Annotated in this window: 17 protein-coding genes; 13 read left to right on the top strand and 4 right to left on the bottom strand. The window is 60.4% G+C overall.

What is annotated here, in order from left to right; translation table 11 throughout:
• Positions 1-203 precede the first annotated feature (203 nt).
• Positions 204-1,520, top strand: a complete 1,317-nt coding sequence (locus AC0Z5Z_RS17765) for an MFS transporter (protein ID WP_485611490.1) — start codon at positions 204-206, stop codon at positions 1,518-1,520.
• Between the two features lie 7 nt (positions 1,521-1,527).
• On the opposite strand, the gene AC0Z5Z_RS17760 is transcribed toward AC0Z5Z_RS17765, so the two are convergent.
• Positions 1,528-1,656, bottom strand: coding sequence for a hypothetical protein (locus AC0Z5Z_RS17760; protein WP_095179833.1), 129 nt, complete (start codon positions 1,654-1,656; stop codon positions 1,528-1,530).
• Between the two features lie 132 nt (positions 1,657-1,788).
• The gene (locus AC0Z5Z_RS17755) at positions 1,789-2,340 is read right to left on the bottom strand and encodes a cytochrome b (protein ID WP_041478765.1); all 552 of its coding nucleotides are present in this window, start codon (positions 2,338-2,340) and stop codon (positions 1,789-1,791) included.
• Between the two features lie 206 nt (positions 2,341-2,546).
• On the opposite strand from AC0Z5Z_RS17755, the gene AC0Z5Z_RS17750 reads away from it, so the two are divergent.
• The 9 genes from AC0Z5Z_RS17750 to AC0Z5Z_RS17710 all read left to right on the top strand — a co-directional run bounded on the left by AC0Z5Z_RS17750 (position 2,547) and on the right by AC0Z5Z_RS17710 (position 9,611).
• Positions 2,547-3,224 carry a thermostable hemolysin gene (locus AC0Z5Z_RS17750; protein ID WP_310219852.1) on the top strand — a complete coding sequence of 226 codons (678 nt, stop codon included), beginning with the start codon at positions 2,547-2,549 and terminating at the stop codon, positions 3,222-3,224.
• A complete protein-coding gene (locus AC0Z5Z_RS17745) occupies positions 3,214-4,692 on the top strand; it encodes an AMP-binding protein (protein ID WP_485611423.1) in 1,479 nt (492 codons plus the stop codon). Before AC0Z5Z_RS17750 ends, AC0Z5Z_RS17745 begins: the two co-directional genes overlap by 11 nt.
• Positions 4,692-5,366, top strand: coding sequence for an iron-containing redox enzyme family protein (locus tag AC0Z5Z_RS17740; RefSeq protein ID WP_315434994.1), 675 nt, complete (start codon positions 4,692-4,694; stop codon positions 5,364-5,366). Before AC0Z5Z_RS17745 ends, AC0Z5Z_RS17740 begins: the two co-directional genes overlap by 1 nt.
• Positions 5,353-6,162 (top strand): SDR family oxidoreductase, encoded by an 810-nt coding sequence (locus AC0Z5Z_RS17735; protein WP_095179828.1) that lies wholly within the window; start codon positions 5,353-5,355, stop codon positions 6,160-6,162. The genes AC0Z5Z_RS17740 and AC0Z5Z_RS17735 overlap by 14 nt, the downstream gene beginning before the upstream one ends.
• A complete protein-coding gene (locus AC0Z5Z_RS17730; RefSeq protein ID WP_041478760.1) occupies positions 6,159-6,803 on the top strand; it encodes a tetratricopeptide repeat protein in 645 nt (214 codons plus the stop codon). The genes AC0Z5Z_RS17735 and AC0Z5Z_RS17730 overlap by 4 nt, the downstream gene beginning before the upstream one ends.
• An 11-nt stretch (positions 6,804-6,814) precedes the next feature.
• On the top strand, positions 6,815-7,477 hold the full coding sequence (locus AC0Z5Z_RS17725; protein WP_016774538.1) for a response regulator: 663 nt from the start codon (positions 6,815-6,817) through the stop codon (positions 7,475-7,477).
• Complete coding sequence (locus tag AC0Z5Z_RS17720; protein WP_485611422.1) at positions 7,474-8,844, top strand: ATP-binding protein; 1,371 nt, start codon at positions 7,474-7,476, stop codon at positions 8,842-8,844. The genes AC0Z5Z_RS17725 and AC0Z5Z_RS17720 overlap by 4 nt, the downstream gene beginning before the upstream one ends.
• 8 nt (positions 8,845-8,852) lie before the next feature.
• Positions 8,853-9,056, top strand: coding sequence for a hypothetical protein (locus tag AC0Z5Z_RS17715; protein WP_224787232.1), 204 nt, complete (start codon positions 8,853-8,855; stop codon positions 9,054-9,056).
• Between the two features lie 342 nt (positions 9,057-9,398).
• Complete coding sequence (locus AC0Z5Z_RS17710) at positions 9,399-9,611, top strand: hypothetical protein (protein WP_252869429.1); 213 nt, start codon at positions 9,399-9,401, stop codon at positions 9,609-9,611.
• A gap of 44 nt (positions 9,612-9,655) precedes the next feature.
• On the opposite strand, the gene AC0Z5Z_RS17705 is transcribed toward AC0Z5Z_RS17710, so the two are convergent.
• Positions 9,656-10,576, bottom strand: coding sequence for a universal stress protein (locus tag AC0Z5Z_RS17705; protein ID WP_375123638.1), 921 nt, complete (start codon positions 10,574-10,576; stop codon positions 9,656-9,658).
• 233 nt (positions 10,577-10,809) lie between these two features.
• Between AC0Z5Z_RS17705 and fnr the strand changes: the two genes are divergently transcribed.
• From fnr to AC0Z5Z_RS17690, 3 genes are all read left to right on the top strand, one after another.
• Positions 10,810-11,550, top strand: coding sequence for a fumarate/nitrate reduction transcriptional regulator Fnr (gene fnr / locus AC0Z5Z_RS17700; protein WP_460061133.1), 741 nt, complete (start codon positions 10,810-10,812; stop codon positions 11,548-11,550).
• Positions 11,551-11,752: 202 nt separating this feature from the next.
• The gene (potE, locus tag AC0Z5Z_RS17695; protein ID WP_076563168.1) at positions 11,753-13,093 is read left to right on the top strand and encodes a putrescine-ornithine antiporter; all 1,341 of its coding nucleotides are present in this window, start codon (positions 11,753-11,755) and stop codon (positions 13,091-13,093) included.
• Between the two features lie 49 nt (positions 13,094-13,142).
• Positions 13,143-14,048 (top strand): amino acid ABC transporter substrate-binding protein, encoded by a 906-nt coding sequence (locus AC0Z5Z_RS17690; protein ID WP_485611421.1) that lies wholly within the window; start codon positions 13,143-13,145, stop codon positions 14,046-14,048.
• Positions 14,049-14,089: 41 nt separating this feature from the next.
• Here AC0Z5Z_RS17690 and AC0Z5Z_RS17685 read toward each other — a convergent pair whose 3' ends face one another.
• Positions 14,090-15,001 (bottom strand): universal stress protein, encoded by a 912-nt coding sequence (locus tag AC0Z5Z_RS17685; RefSeq protein ID WP_150635443.1) that lies wholly within the window; start codon positions 14,999-15,001, stop codon positions 14,090-14,092.
• Between the last annotated feature and the right edge of the window lie 185 nt (positions 15,002-15,186).

Here is a 15,186-nt window from a genome sequence, read left to right as displayed (position 1 = left end):
TCCTAACGTCGCAGCCGTCAGCTATTGGCAAATCCTGCGCAAGCCGTAGAATCCCGCGCGCTCTTGCAAGCGCGCGTCTGGTCACAGACGCGAACTTGCAGGGCTGGCCATGTCGTCCGACGCCACCGCCCTGCCCGATCGGCAGACATTTGCACAACACCTGTTCCAGCCTGGCAACCGCACGCGCAGTGGCGCACGTTGCGCTGTTCGATTTTCTTGAGGTTTTTATGTCTCCGCGTTTGCTGGCCATGGCGCTGGCGCCCCTGCTCGGGCTGTTCATTATTGCTCTGGGCAATGGTTTTCTGTCTTCCCTGACCACCCTTCGCCTGGACGCCGCCGGCGCCTCGGCGACGATGATCGGAATTGTTTCGTCGGCCTATTTCATCGGCCTGACGCTGGGCGCGGTGTTCAATGACCGGCTGATTCTGCGCATCGGCCATATACGCGCCTACGGCAGCTTCGCCTCGCTGATTGCCGTGACGATCCTGTTGCAGGGGCTGTTCTATGACACCTGGGGCTGGCTCGTCCTGCGCCTGATCAACGGCTGGGCCACGGTGGGTGTGTTTCTGGTGATCGAGAGCTGGCTGCTGCTGGCCGGGGACGAGAAGATTCGCGGGCGCTTGCTCGCGCTGTACATGATCGTCCTTTACGGCGCTGGCGTTCTGGGCCAGGCGACGCTCGGGATCATCACCGGCATGAGTGACAGCGCGCCGTTCATGGTCGCCGGCATGCTTGCTGCGCTGTCGGTGCTGCCGATCGTGATCCTGCCGCGCGTGTCGCCGCTGCTCGACCAGGTCGAGCCGCTCAAGCCCCGGCAACTGCTGGGCGTGACGCCGACCGGGCTGGTCGGCTGTTTCGGCTCGGGGGTGACCATCGCGGCGATCTACACCTTGTTGCCGCTGTATCTGCAACGCAGAGGTCTGGACGTCGGAGAAGTCGGCAGCATGATGGCCTGGACGATCCTCGGCGCGATGCTGCTGCAGTATCCGGTCGGACGCTGGTCCGACCGCACGGATCGCTTGCAGGTGCTGACGCTTCTGACGGTGGCATGCACGGCATTATCGCTGGTGATTGTGCTGCTGCCGCTGTCTTCGACAATGCTCGCGGCGATGCTGTTTCTGCTCGGTGGCGGGGTGTTCGCGCTGTACCCGGTGGCCGTCAGCCACGCGGCCGACCGCGCCCCGGCCGAAGCGCTGGTGCCGATGATTCAGGGTTTGCTGCTGATCAACTCGCTGGGCTCGGCCATCAGTCCGATGATGATCTCGCCGGTGATGAACTCGTTCGGCGCCAACGGTCTGTTCTGGGTCTTCGCTGTGGTCAATCTGTGCATGGTCAGCTTTTTCTTCTGGCGCCGCGGCAAACGCCCGGTGCCGGCCAACCCCGCACCGTTCACGGCAGCAGCCACCTATTCACCGACAGGTGCGGAGTTGCGGGTCACCGAGGATTTGCGCGTGGCCGCTGAGGAGCACCCGGCGATGATGGATGCGATCAGCGGGGAACTGGTGACGCAGCCACGGTGACCGCTGATCAGCAACTGCCCGGCGGGATGCCGTCCTTGTTGAAGTCCTTCAAGCGCTCACGCTCTTCTTCAGTGGAATGCGCCGGGGTGGTTTGATCCGGTACTTCTTGCGGCACTTCGGTATTTTCTTCAGTCATGGCTTTGCCCTCGTTGTCGATGCTATTTCGGCATCGGCGAGGGCTGGCAGTTCCGGATTTTCAGCTCCACCGCAGCCATGCGCTTGAGTTGCGGCGAACATTACCTTCAGCGAACAGCGCCAGATGCTTGCCTCAAGAGCGGGTACGCTCAATCAGCATCCTCTGCAACGTGTTGTCCTTCACCCAGTAATGATGGAACAGCCCCGCCAGCGCGTGCAGGCCGATCAGCCAGTAGCCGGCACTGCCAATCCATTCGTGCCAGTACTTGAGTTGTTTGGCCAGGTCTGGATCAATAGCCACCGGCGCCGGCACATGGAAACCGAAGTACGGAAACGGTTTATCGCCCGCCGCGAGCATGAGCCAGGCGAGTAGCGGTGTGACAATCATCAATCCATACAGCGCCAGGTGCGTCAGGTGCGCGATTGCGGTCTGCCACGCTGGCGGCTTGGGGATGATCGGCGGACGCGGGGTCAGGCGGCCGATCAGACGAATCCACACCAACGCGAAGATGCTTGCGCCAAACAGCCCATGCATACCCATCAGCAGGCCGCGTGCTTCGCTGCCTTTGGGCATATAGCCTTTGATTTCGACGCACGCATACACACCAACGAACAACGCCAGCATAAGCCAATGCAGGATGATTGAGAGTTTTCCATAACGGGTTACAGCGGTGTCGCGAATCATAGGAAACGCCTCGTGATTGTTGTGGAGCGACGATCATCTCGCTCGAAATTATCGATCCGGTTGCCCTGAATCAAGGCTGACCATGCTTGCCCAGCCTTAAGGGAGTCTGAAGATCGGCGCTGCGGTTAACGGTTTTTCATCTTCAGACTTCGTTAAGAAATGGCTTGGATACTGCGCTCAAACCCATTGAGGGAGGCGTTCTGCCCATGCCCGAATTCGACTGGAACATCCCGCTGCCCTTGCACTTCGGCCAGGCCGAATCGTTGCCGATGACGCTGAGAAACGCGTTGCCGGAGGACGAGCTGCGCGCGCCCTTCGAAGCCTTTATCCAGCAGCGTTTTCGCACGGCTCACGGTGCCGAAATCCGCCATTTCATGCCCGAGTTGTTCGGCATGCACAACAGCGATGGCCAGTTGTGCGCAGTGGCCGGGGTCCGTCGAGCGCATCTGCAGGCACTGTTTCTCGAGCGCTATCTGGATGAACCGATCGAGCCGTTGATCAGCGCCGCCGCCGGTCGTGCAGTGGATCGCAAGGTCATTGTCGAAGTCGGCAACCTCGCCGCCAGCGACACCGGCAGTGCGCGCCTGAGCATCATCGCCATCACCTATCTGCTGGCCATGGGTGGCCTGGAATGGGTGACCTTCACCGGCAACATCGGGCTGGTCAACAGCTTCCATCGCCTGGGTCTGAAGCCCGTGACATTGTGCGCCGCTGATCCACAGCGACTGGGTGACGAGCGTCAACACTGGGGCAGTTATTACGAAAGCAAACCCTGGGTGCACGTCGGCAACATTCGCGCGGGATTTGTCCATCTGCGCAATATTGGCCTGTTCACTCGCCTGGGTTTGCCGACTTCTGTTGAAGGAGCCTGCCATGTCGCTTGAATTGCAACGCATCCAGGAAACCCTGCGCGACCATGCCCGGCGCAATGACAACGCCTCAGCCCTGTGGGGCGACACGCTGAGAATAGATTACGCCACGCTGTATGCCGAGGTGTTGTATCGCCAGGAGCGCCTGCGCGATGAGCAGGTGCAGGTGATTGCGCTGGCGCTGGACAACGGCGTCGACGCGATGCTTTGGGATCTGGCTGTGTTGTTCGAAGGCTTGACCTGCGTAACGCTGCCGCCGTTTTTCAGCGCCGCGCAGCGCGCCCATTGTCTGGAGCAGAGCCAGGCCGAACGGGTGATCGCCGAGCCGGAACTGCAAGCCGAGCTGCTGGCGGCGGGCTATGAATTACGAGGTGAATTCTGGTGTCGCTCGTTCAATGGCCCGAGTCGCATGCCGGCGGGCACCGCGAAACTCACGTTTACCTCCGGGACCACCGGCACGCCGAAAGGGGTGTGCCTGAGCGCCGACAGCTTCCTGCGCGTTGCCCGGGAGCTTGATCAGGCAAGCGCAGCCACTGGACCGGAGCACCATCTGGCGCTGTTGCCTTTGGCGATTCTGCTGGAGAACCTGGGCTGTTATGCCGCGCTATACGCCGGTGCGGTGTTGAGCCTGCCAAGCCAGACAACCCTCGGCATTCAAGGTGCCAGCGGCATCGATGTTGCGCGCCTGCTCGGTTATCTAGGCAAGCGTGCGCCAGAGAGCCTGATACTCGTGCCACAGCTGCTGCAAGTTCTGGTCAGCGCCGCTGAACAGAAGGCTTTCGATCCGCAAACCTTGCTCTTCGCCGCGGTCGGTGGCGCGCGGGTGTCAGCGGATCTGCTGCACCGCGCGCAACGGGTCGGGTTAGCGGTTTACGAGGGATACGGCTTGTCCGAGTGCGCCTCGGTCGTATGCCTCAATCGCCCCGGCGCGCGCCGTCCGGGCAGCGTCGGGCGCCCTCTGCCTCATATCGAGGTGCGGTTGGCCGAGGACGGTGAAGTGCTGATCAAGGGTTCGGTGTTGCTCGGTTATCTGGGGGAGCCGGCGTATACCGATCAATGGTGGCCGAGTGGCGATCTGGGCGAGTTCGATCCGGAAGGTTTTCTCTATCTCAAGGGCCGCAAAAAACACCAATTCGTCACCAGCTACGGGCGAAACGTCAACCCGGAATGGGTCGAGTCGGAACTGACCCAGCGCCGCCACATCGCTCAAGCGTTCGTCTATGGCGAGGCGATGCCGCACAACCACGCCCTGCTCTGGCCGCATCGTCCGGACTGCACCGATGCCGAGCTGGCCGCTGCCGTCGCCGAAGCGAACGAGGCGTTGCCCGATTACGCCCAGGTGCATCAGTGGACGCGCCTGGCGCAGCCCTTCACCGCCGCCAACGGCCTGCTCACCGCCAATGGCCGGCCGCGCCGCGACGCCATCATCGCGCAGTACCGCACGCAGTTGACCGAATCCGCCACTTCCGAGGAATCCGCATAATGAGTTTTTTCGACACCCTGCAAGAAGCCACGCAACGCGAACGCCACGAGCTGTTCAATCTGCCGATCATCGTCGATGCATTGCAAGGCAAGGTCAGCCTCGACAGCTATCGGGCCTTTCTTGCCCAGGCTTACTACCACGTGCGCCACACCGTGCCGCTGATGATGGCTTGCGGTGCACGCCTGCCGACGCGCCTGGAATGGCTGCGCAAAGCGGTGTGCGAATACATTGAAGATGAATACGGCCACGAGCAGTGGGTACTCAACGACATTGCCGCCTGTGGTGGTGATCGCGACACCGTGCGCGATGGCCAGCCGTCATTGTCAATCGAGCTGATGGTCAGTTTTCTCTACGACCTGATCGCCCGGGGCAATCCGGTGGGTCTGTTCGGCATGGTAAACGTGCTCGAAGGCACCAGCATTGCCCTGGCGACCCACGCGGCGGGGAGCATTCGCGATCGCCTGGCGCTGCCGGAAACGGCATTCAGCTATCTGAGCTCCCACGGCGCGCTCGATATCGAGCACATGCAGACCTATCGGCGATTGATGAATCAGCTGGAAAACCCTGACGATCAAGCGGCGGTCATTCATGCCTCGAAAGTCGTCTATCGCCTCTACACCGACATGTTCCGTGATCTGCCGCGCGACGCTGAGGCCCAATATGCAGCTGCATGAAGCCCGCGTGGTGCTGACAGGTGCCAGTGGCGGCATCGGCCTGGCCATCGCCAGTGCCTTGTGCGCCGCCGGTGCCAGGGTATTGGCCGTGGCGCGGCATCAGGAGGCGCTGTTGCCGCTGCTTGAGCGGTATCCGCAGAACCTGTGCTGGGTCGCCGCCGACCTGACCTTCCTCAGCGATCGGCGCAAAGTGTTGGCCGCCGCCGACGCCATCGGCGGCATCAACCTGCTGATCAACGCCGCCGGGGTCAATCACTTCGCCATGCTCGAACAGCTCGATGACAGTGACATCAACGCGATGCTGGCGGTGAACATCAGCGCGCCAATCTGCCTGACCAAAATGCTGTTGCCGCTGCTCAAGCAGGCTGACAGTGCGATGGTGGTCAACGTCGGCTCGACCTATGGCTCGATCGGCTACCCCGGTTACGCCAGCTATTGCGCGAGCAAATTTGCCCTGCGCGGATTCTCCGAGGCGTTGCGCCGCGAGCTGGCCGACACGCGGGTCAGCGTGTTGTATGTCGCGCCCCGGGCCACCCGCACCTCGATGAACAGCGCCGCTGCGCAAGCCTTGAACGATGCCCTCAAGGCCAGCGTTGACGATCCGCAGACCGTGGCGTCGGCAGTGATGCATGCGATTGCCGGCGACCGTCGTGATCTCTACCTAGGCTGGCCGGAGCGATTTTTCGTCCGTTTGAACAGCTTACTTCCGCATCTGGTGGATCGCGGTCTGCGCAAGCAATTGCCACTGATCCGCCGTCTCAGTGAAAAACCTGACAACGAGGCTTCAAAGCCATGAAAAAACTCTCCACATGCCTGCTGTTTGCCGCCCTCAGTCAAAGTGTCTGGGCGCTTGAGCCGGCTGATCAGCAACGTCTCACCGGCATCCAGCAGAACTGGGCGCACATTCAATACGAGGTCGCGGAAAAGCAGCGCGCCGCGGCGTTCGAGCAATTGGCCAGCGAAGCCAACGCGTTCACCACGCAACGTCCGAATGTGGCCGAAGCCTGGATCTGGAAAGGCATCGTCACCAGCAGTTGGGCCGGTGCCGAGGGCGGGCTCGGTGCCCTGGGCAAAGCCAAGGACGCCAAAGCGGACCTGGAAAAATCCCTTACGCTTGACCCTAAAGCCCTGCAAGGCTCGGCATACACCAGCCTCGCTGCATTGTACGATCGGGTACCGGGCTGGCCGATCGGCTTCGGCGACAGCGACAAGGCCGAGCAATTGCTCAAACAAGCCCTGCAGCTCAACCCCGATGGCATCGACAGTCTGTACTTCTGGGGCGACCATCTCTACCGTCAGAAGCGCTACGCTGAAGCCAAGGCAGCGCTGATCAAGGCCAGACAAGCCGCACCCCGTGCGGGCCGCGAAAGTGCCGACGCCGGGCGTCGTAAAGAGATCGACGCCTTGCTGGTGGACGTGAACAAGAAACTCGACTGAAAGGAGTGCGCGTGCGTTTATTACTGATCGAGGATGACGTAGCGCTGGGTGAAGGCATCTATCAGGCGTTGGGTCGCGAGGGATACACCGTCGACTGGCTCAAGGACGGCAGCAGCGCCTTGCATGCACTGCTCAGCGAAACGTTTGATGTCGCCGTGCTGGACCTCGGTCTGCCGCGCATGGATGGCCTTGAAGTGTTGCGTCGTCTGCGTGACAGCGGTTCGAACCTGCCGGTATTGATTCTCACCGCGCGCGATGCCACCGAAGACCGCATTGCCGGACTCGACGCCGGTGCTGACGATTATCTGGTCAAGCCGTTCGACCTCGCCGAACTCAAAGCCCGCCTGCGCGCCTTATTGCGCCGCAGTGCCGGGCGCGCCCAGGCGCTGATCGAACACGCCGGCATCAGCCTCAACCCCGGCACCCAGCAGGTCAGTTATCAAGGCCAACCGGTCGCGCTCACCCCCAAGGAATATCAGCTGCTGCACGAACTGCTGTCGCCGCCGGGGCGGGTGATGACTCGCGATCAATTGATCCAGTTGCTCTACGGCTGGAACGAAGAAGCGGAAAGCAACACCCTGGAAGTGCACATTCATCACCTGCGCAAGAAGTTCTCCACCGACCTGATCCGCACCATCCGCGGCGTGGGTTATCTGGTGGAGGAACGTCGATGACCTCGATCCGCCGGCGCACGCTGACCCTGATCATCGGCCTGTTGTTGGCCGGTCTGGCGGTACTCAGCCTCTTCAACGTGCATGACAGCAACCATGAAATCGCCGAGGTCTACGACGCCCAACTGGCGCAGAACGCACGCCTGTTGCAGGGCGTGATGCGTATGCCGATGGCGAGTACCGAGCACGCGCAGTTGTATCAGGCCTTCAATCAGGCTCTCGGGGAAGCCAAGCGACGGGTTGACGGACATCCTTACGAAAGCAAAATCGCCTTCCAGGTGTGGAACCCGCAAGGCGAGGTGCTGGTACATACCGCCAGTGCGCCCTCCTTCACTGCGCCGCCGACGAGAACGGGCTTCAGCGACGTCGTCGATCTGAAAGGTCGGCAATGGCGAGCGTTCATGCTGGAAGACAAGCAGAACGGCCTGCGCATCTGGGTCGGCGAGCGCGACGATGTGCGCACCGACCTGGTCGACCGCATCGTACGCCACACGCTGTGGCCGAACATGCTCGGCAGCCTGATCCTCGCCGCGATGATCTGGCTGGCCATAGGCTGGGGACTCAAGCCCTTGGCAGACATGGCGGCGACTCTGCGCGCCCGTCACAGTGGTTCACTTGAGCCGCTGCAACTGACGCCCCTGCCCAGTGAGCTGGAGCCCATGCAGGCAGCGCTCAATCGCATGCTCGCGCAGATTCAGGAAGTGCTCGGCCGGGAGCGTCGTTTTATCGCCGATGCCGCGCACGAAATGCGCACGCCGCTGGCGGTGCTGCGGGTGCATGCGCAAAATCTGCAGGAGGCCGGTACCGAAGAGGAGCGCCGTGAGTCGCTGGAATTTCTGATCTCCGGAGTCGACCGCACCAGCCGGCTGGTCAACCAACTGCTGACCATGGCACGTCTTGAACCCAAACCCAACCCGCCGCCACTGCAACGCATTGATCTCAGCGAAACCGTACGCAACTGCCTGGTGCAATTGACACCATGGTTGCTGAGCAAACACCTTGAGTTGATCTTCGAGGTCAGCGACCAACCGTTTCATGTCCTCGCCGACGCCGCCGCCATCGATATCGCGCTGAATAACCTGATCACCAACGCGGCGAATTTCTCCCCCGAACACGGTGCGATCACCGTGCACCTGAGCAAGTCCGATGGCTTCTGTCATTTGACGGTCGACGATCAAGGGCCGGGAATCGATGAATCGGACAGAGAGCGATTGTTCGAGCGTTTCTACAGCCGTGGCACGGAGCATGGCGCCGGGTTGGGGTTGACCATTGTCAACACCATCGCGATGCGACTGAACGGACGGATTGAACTGGCGAACCGCGCAGAGGGCGGTTTGAGGGCGACGTTATCGATTCCGGCAGGGGAATAATCATCCGATTGATTCAGCTGTATGCCGCCGGCCCCAAATACCTGCTGCTCAGCGCTCTGCTCTACGCGCCTGGCTCGTTGATTTACCTGGGCACGCTGAAAACGCGTCAGGGTCAGCCGCTCAGCGGTCCGGAAACGGGTGTGTTGATCATCATCTGGGCCGCCGCGATTTACGCTGGCCGGATGTTGTGGGCCGGAACGCTGACTTTGTAAGGTGCACCAGCGTTTGCGCTAGACCGCCAGTACGCTGCAGGGGTCCTGGTACAGTGAAAAACCTGAATATGGAGGCTTGTCCACCACCCTTGCGCAAGCGCCTGGGAAACCGACAAAGCGGCGATGAAACTGGCGAGCGGCATTGATCTGGATCAATCGCTGCGACGACAAACCGGATCGAAATAGGGTCATGATTCGGCGGCGCCCGCGTTTCGGATCAGCGACAGTCACAAGCTGCTCGAACACGTGAAAGTTACAGATGCGGCCACAGGGTGACAGGTCCGCAACCCACCCTCATTCTTGCTTTGCGAGGTTCACGATATGGTCATCAATGATCCAGCCATGACAACCGCCAATGTCCGCGACGCAATCGATGACAGTGGCGCACTGTTTCACGAAGCCGATCGGCTCAGCGAACAGGCCTATGCCGTCCTTGAAGAGCCGTTTTCTCCAGACACCATGCACAAGTTCAGCGAAGCGAGGAAACGCGCCGATGAGAAATATCGGCACGCCTGGCAACAATGGCAATACGCACATGGTGGGCGCAGTCACTGATTGATTACCCTCAACCGATTACCATCAACTGCTGCGATGACCGGTCAGGCTGTGGCAGGCATTGCCTTGACCATCAACAAGCTGCAAGGAGCCCGGTTCATCAGGCATTCGGCCGTGCCGCCGATGAAGCCGTCCAGCGCCTGATGGTGACAGATGCCGAGCACCAGCAGGTCGAACGCGTTCTGCCGGGCGAAGTCTTCGATCACCCGGTACGGGACACCTGCAAACATGTGGCTGTGCTGTTCATCGAGACCATAGCGCTCGGCCAGCGTATCGAAGGCTTCCTGCTGAGTGTCGTTGATCGCATCGCGCAAACTGTGATCCAGACTCAAGTTCGGCACACTCATCGCCGCATCACCCACCACCGACCAGTTGCTCACATTCAACAAGTGCAGCGACGCATCGCATTTCGCTGCCAATGTCGATGCAACGCCGAGTATCCGGTCGTTGAGGCCTTGGGTCAGATCCTCGAGATGCGACAGGTCAATGGCCGCCAGTATCTTCAAGGGTTTCGGATGTGCGGCCTCGGTGACCAGATGCAGGCAGGCGGGACAATCTCGTACCAATAGCCAGTCCAACGGCTGGTGAAACGTTTGATTGAGCGCTGAAACATGGTGAGCATCCTTGATCACCAGATCGACATGAATGTCATTGATGTACTCAAGCACATGCGCCGGGGTGGCCCTGGCCCAGACCACTTCGGTGCTGACTTGCACGCCGGCGCCACGTTGAAACCGGGCCTGCTGCTCCAGCCACTGGCGATGCATCTGCAAATAGCCTTCACGCGCTTGCGCCATGGCGTCGTGGTCGATCAGGCCGGCCAACGCCAGGGACTGGACATGATCGAACGCTACGATGTGCAACAACGCGCCACTGGCCCGAGCGAGCGCCCGGGCGCGATCAAACGCCGGGGTGCGGGTCATTTCGGCGGGTGCGATCAACAGAATGCGTTTGAGCCTGAACATCACGTGTATTTCCAGTCAGCGCCATTGGACGATTCTGCAACTCTGCCAACCGCCACGCTTGATATGCATCAAGTCTCCCCATCAAGCCTGCGACACAAGAGCGGCGCAGAGGCCGTTGCCTTTGTGATTCCCCTCCCCGCCGTTCGTCCGTAATCACGCTGGCACGCCAAACGAAAGGCACGTGCGCTGCGAAGACTTCTATGCTTATCACACTCACTGGAGGCTGCTTATCCATGCTTGAAGCCCACTCGCCCCCGCCGATTCTTAAAACTGCCTGTTCCAATTGCAGTGTGGTGGAGTTATGCCTGCCGCTCGGTCTGACTGGCCCGGAGGTTGATCGACTCGATACGCTGATCGTGCAGCGATACAAGGTAAAGAAAGGTGTCGCTCTCTACCGGACCGGGGACCCGCTGCGCTCTCTGTACGCTGTGCGAATAGGTTCGTTCAAGACCAGCGTGGTCTCCGTCGATGGCCGCGAGCAAGTGACCGGTTTTCATATTCCCGGCGAAATGCTCGGGCTCGACGCCATCAGTATCGATCAACACGCGTGTACTGCGTATGCGCTGGAGGACAGCGAGGTCTGTCCGATCCACTTCGCACAGCTGGAAAAACTCGCGCAAAGCCTTCCCTCCCTGCAGCACAACCTCAACAAGTTGCTGAGCCGGGAAATTGTGCGCGATCACAGCATGTTGATGCTCATGGGCAACATGAACTCAGATGAGCGCCTGGCGGCTTTCCTGCTCAACCTTTCACAACGCCTGAGCTCCCGTGGCTATTCCTCGAAAGAGTTCGTGCTGAAAATGCGCCGTGAAGAAATCGGCTCCTACCTTGGGCTGCGTCTGGAAACCATTTGCCGCGGCATTGCCCACTTGCGCGATCAGGGTTTGGTGGAAATCACCGCGCGCGACGTAAAAATCCGCAACATGGACGGCCTCAAGCAGATGGTGTCGGGCTGCAACCGCCAGCAGCATTGAGCCCGTCCATGAGTTCCTGCCATGCCTTCGCCATCCCTCGGGCAAGCCATATCGAAGCGATGGGCGCGCTGTTTCGATGCACTTGAAATCACCTGTCTTTCTAACCGTTGAACGTCGCTTGAAAAGCTGCGTACTGCCGATGCCGGCAAAACCTTGTGCGTTGGCTGAGCGGTGATGCGTTGCGCAAATCGAGGGAACTCCGATGGCCGACTCAAGCAAGAAAATGAGCCTCATGGGGCTCACCACACTGGTGACGGTGAACATGATGGGCTCAGGCATCATCATGTTGCCGACGAGCATGGCCCAACTCGGGGCTGTTTCATTGCTGTCATGGATCGTCACCGCTGTCGGCTCGATGGCCATCGCGTATTGCTTTTCCCAGTGCGGCATCTTCTGCCTGCGCTCTGGCGGGCTATCCGCCTACACCGAAGAGGCGCATGCAAAGTCAGGCTTTTTTCTGTGCTCTTACCTGTACTTCCTGTCGCTGGCCATTGCCAACGTGGCGGTGGCGATCTCTGCGGTGGGATACATGACATCGTTCATGCCCTGGCTGGGAAGCGGCGCCATTCCTTTATTCGTTGGAACGGTCGGCCTGCTCTGGCTGACCACCGTGGCGAATTTCGGCGGCCCAGGCATCACCGGCAGGATTGGTGCGGTTACGGTGTGGGGGGTGATCATTCCTGTAGCGGGCTTGAGCATCATCGGTTGGTTCTGGTTCAAACCCGATCTGATCATCGCCGCCTGGAACCCGAATCAACTGCCGATATCCGAGGCCATCAGCAAAGCGATTCCCCTGACACTCTGGGCGTTTCTCGGCATGGAGTCGGCAGCCCAGGCCTCAGATGCGGTCGAAAACCCCAAGCGCACCGTACCGCTGGCCTGTCTGTTCGGGACATTGGGCGCAGCGGTGGTCTATGTGCTGTCGACGACGGTCATTCAGGGCATTATTCCCAACGCCGAACTGGCCAACTCATCTGCTCCTTTCGCGCTCGTTTATGCACACATGTTCAATCCCCTGGTCGGCAACATCATCATGGCGCTCGCGGTAATGGCCTGTGTCGGCTCGCTGCTGGGCTGGCAGTTCACGTTGGCGCAAACGGCCAAGGTGACCGCTGATCAGGGCATGTTTCCAAAACTGTTCTGCAAGGTCAGCGCACGCAACGCCCCCATCGTCGGGATGCTGGTCTGCGGCGTACTGCAGACCTTGATGGCGCTGTCGACCATTTCGCCGAACGCGAGCGCGCAGTTTGGAAAACTCGTCAGCCTCGCCGCGGTGACCAACCTGATTCCCTACGTGACGGCAGCCACCGGGCTGCTGGTCATGATGTACAAGGCCAGAGTCAGCGCCGCCGTATACACGCGCAATACCCTGCTGTTAGTGGTTGCCGTGGCCTATTCGTTGTATGCGCTGTATGCCTGCGGCAAGGACGCGGTGTTCGGCGGCATCCTGGTCCTGGTGTTCGGCTACCTGCTTTACGGTTTCCTCGCCAAACGTTTTGTCGCTGCCCCTGCGCCTGTCGGCCCCCGGCCTGATAACCCTTGATCGAAGTCTTCGGTACAGCACTGCCATCTGAATTCGAGGAACCGCGCGCATGAACGTGAAACTGACCAGAGCCCACCACCTGCTGCTCGTCTGCCTGATTGCGCTGCTACCGGTAATCGCCCATGGCAACACGCTTGAGCGCATCCGTGCCAGTCAAGCGATCACCCTTGGCTACGTGCCTGACTTCATGCCTTTCAGTGATCAGGCCGCCGATAAAGCCAGCGGCTATGCCATCGATCTCTGCCTGAAAATAGCCGAGAAGGTCAGGATCGATCTGAATGTGCCGGCGTTGAAAATCAATTACCAACCGGTCTCGCTCAACGACGAGATGAGCGCTGTCAGTTCCGGCAAGATCGACATTCTTTGTACGCCGACCCCACCCACGCTGGCGCGGCGCAGGGTCGTCAGCTACTCGGTGCCGATTTACACCGCCGGTCTCTCGGCCGTGGTGCGCCAGGATGCTTCCGAAACCTTGCTCAATGTGCTGAATGGCAAAGTGGCCCATACCGGGCCAACGTGGCGAGCCACGGTGAACCGTGGTCTGGCCAATCAGACGTATGCCGCCATCGCCGGCGGGGTCACCGAAACGTGGATACAACAGCAGATGCGATTGCTGGGTGTGGTCGCCACGCTGGTCACCGTAGAGAACGCAGAAGCCGGTCTGAATCTGGTTGCCAATGGCAAAGCCGATGCGTTTTTCGCTGAACGCATGCTGCTCAAGCATCTGCTGACCAGAAATTATCCATCGGGCAACCTGGTGCTGCTGGAGCGGATTTTCGAGTACGCACCGACGGCGATGGCAGTGGATCGAGAGGATGAGGATTTCCGTCTGCTGGTCGACACGGCGCTGAGTGAAATGTACCGATCCGGCGAAATTGAACAGGCATTCGACAAACATCTGGGCGGCGCCGGCGATGCGGCCAGGAAGCTGTTCAAGATCTATGCAATCCCCTAGCGGGCCAGCGAACAGGCTGGCTCGCTACGCTGCGATCATGCTCACCGCACAGGCTCTTTCCTCACCGCCAGAATGCTCCCCGGCACCGAATACAATGCCCGCTCGGTGGTGCTGCCGATCACGCGTTCGATGCCCACGCGATGAACCGTGCCCATCACCACCACGTCGGCCAGGTACTGCTCGACGAACTCATTGATGACCTGCACTGGATGGCCCATGACGAAGTGTCGACGCTCAGGTGGCACACCGTGACGATCGGCAAGGGCGACAAAAGCCTGATGCAGTGTCTGACGCAGCTCGTTCGCCAGATCTTCGTTCCAGCCACCGTTGATCATTGGTGCATCGCCGTTGAAAGCGGCGGACAAATCGTAGGCGCAGAGCAGGTGCAACGGCACGTCGCATTGCAACGCCAAAGCGTTCGCCGATCGTATGATGACGTCGTTCAAGCCATTGATTTGGGTATCTGGATCAAACGGGTCAACGGCCGCGACGACACGATGCGGCAACGCATAGCGAATCTGATTGACCAGATGCACGGGGATCGGACACTCACGCAGCAGGTGACAATCGAGCGGCGTGATGAACACGCGCTTGAGCGCCGGTTCCAGTCGCACATCCTTGATCAACAGGTCGGGTTTGAGCACATGGACGGTCTTGAGGATGTCCAGCAGCGGATGGCTGGAGAAGACCACATCAACGGTGCCGTCCAGCCCCTGGTTGCTGAGCTGCTCGAGCTCATCGGCCACCCAGCGACGGTAGCGCCGCTGATAGCGCTGAGCATCCACGTCATCGATTTTTTCCTCCCACAGATGGGTGATCGGCACCGGCTCGACGAAGGCCCTCACATCCAGCGCCGCCCCGCTCGCCTTGGCCAGTGCGATGGCACGCAGCATCGCCGCCGATTGATGCAGCGTCTGGTCAGCGACCAGCAACAGACGTTCATATTGGCCCATCACACACCTCCGCTCGGCACCGGCGCGGTGGGCCGGCAGGCTTCAAGACTGCGCCCGCTCGCCCTTGCCCGGCGTTGATTTACATCAAGCCCGGGTCAATCAACGAGGCGCATGGCAGCTGTCTGATGTAGATCAGATGTCGCCATGGGCAACCGCGTAGAAGGGAGGCAAGCGGACGCTTTTTC

The sequence above is a fragment of the Pseudomonas sp. 1L-E-NC-VB-C3 genome (assembly GCF_057291535.1).
Note: the sequence above shows the minus strand (reverse complement) of the source record. Positions and strands in the feature narration are given on the sequence as shown.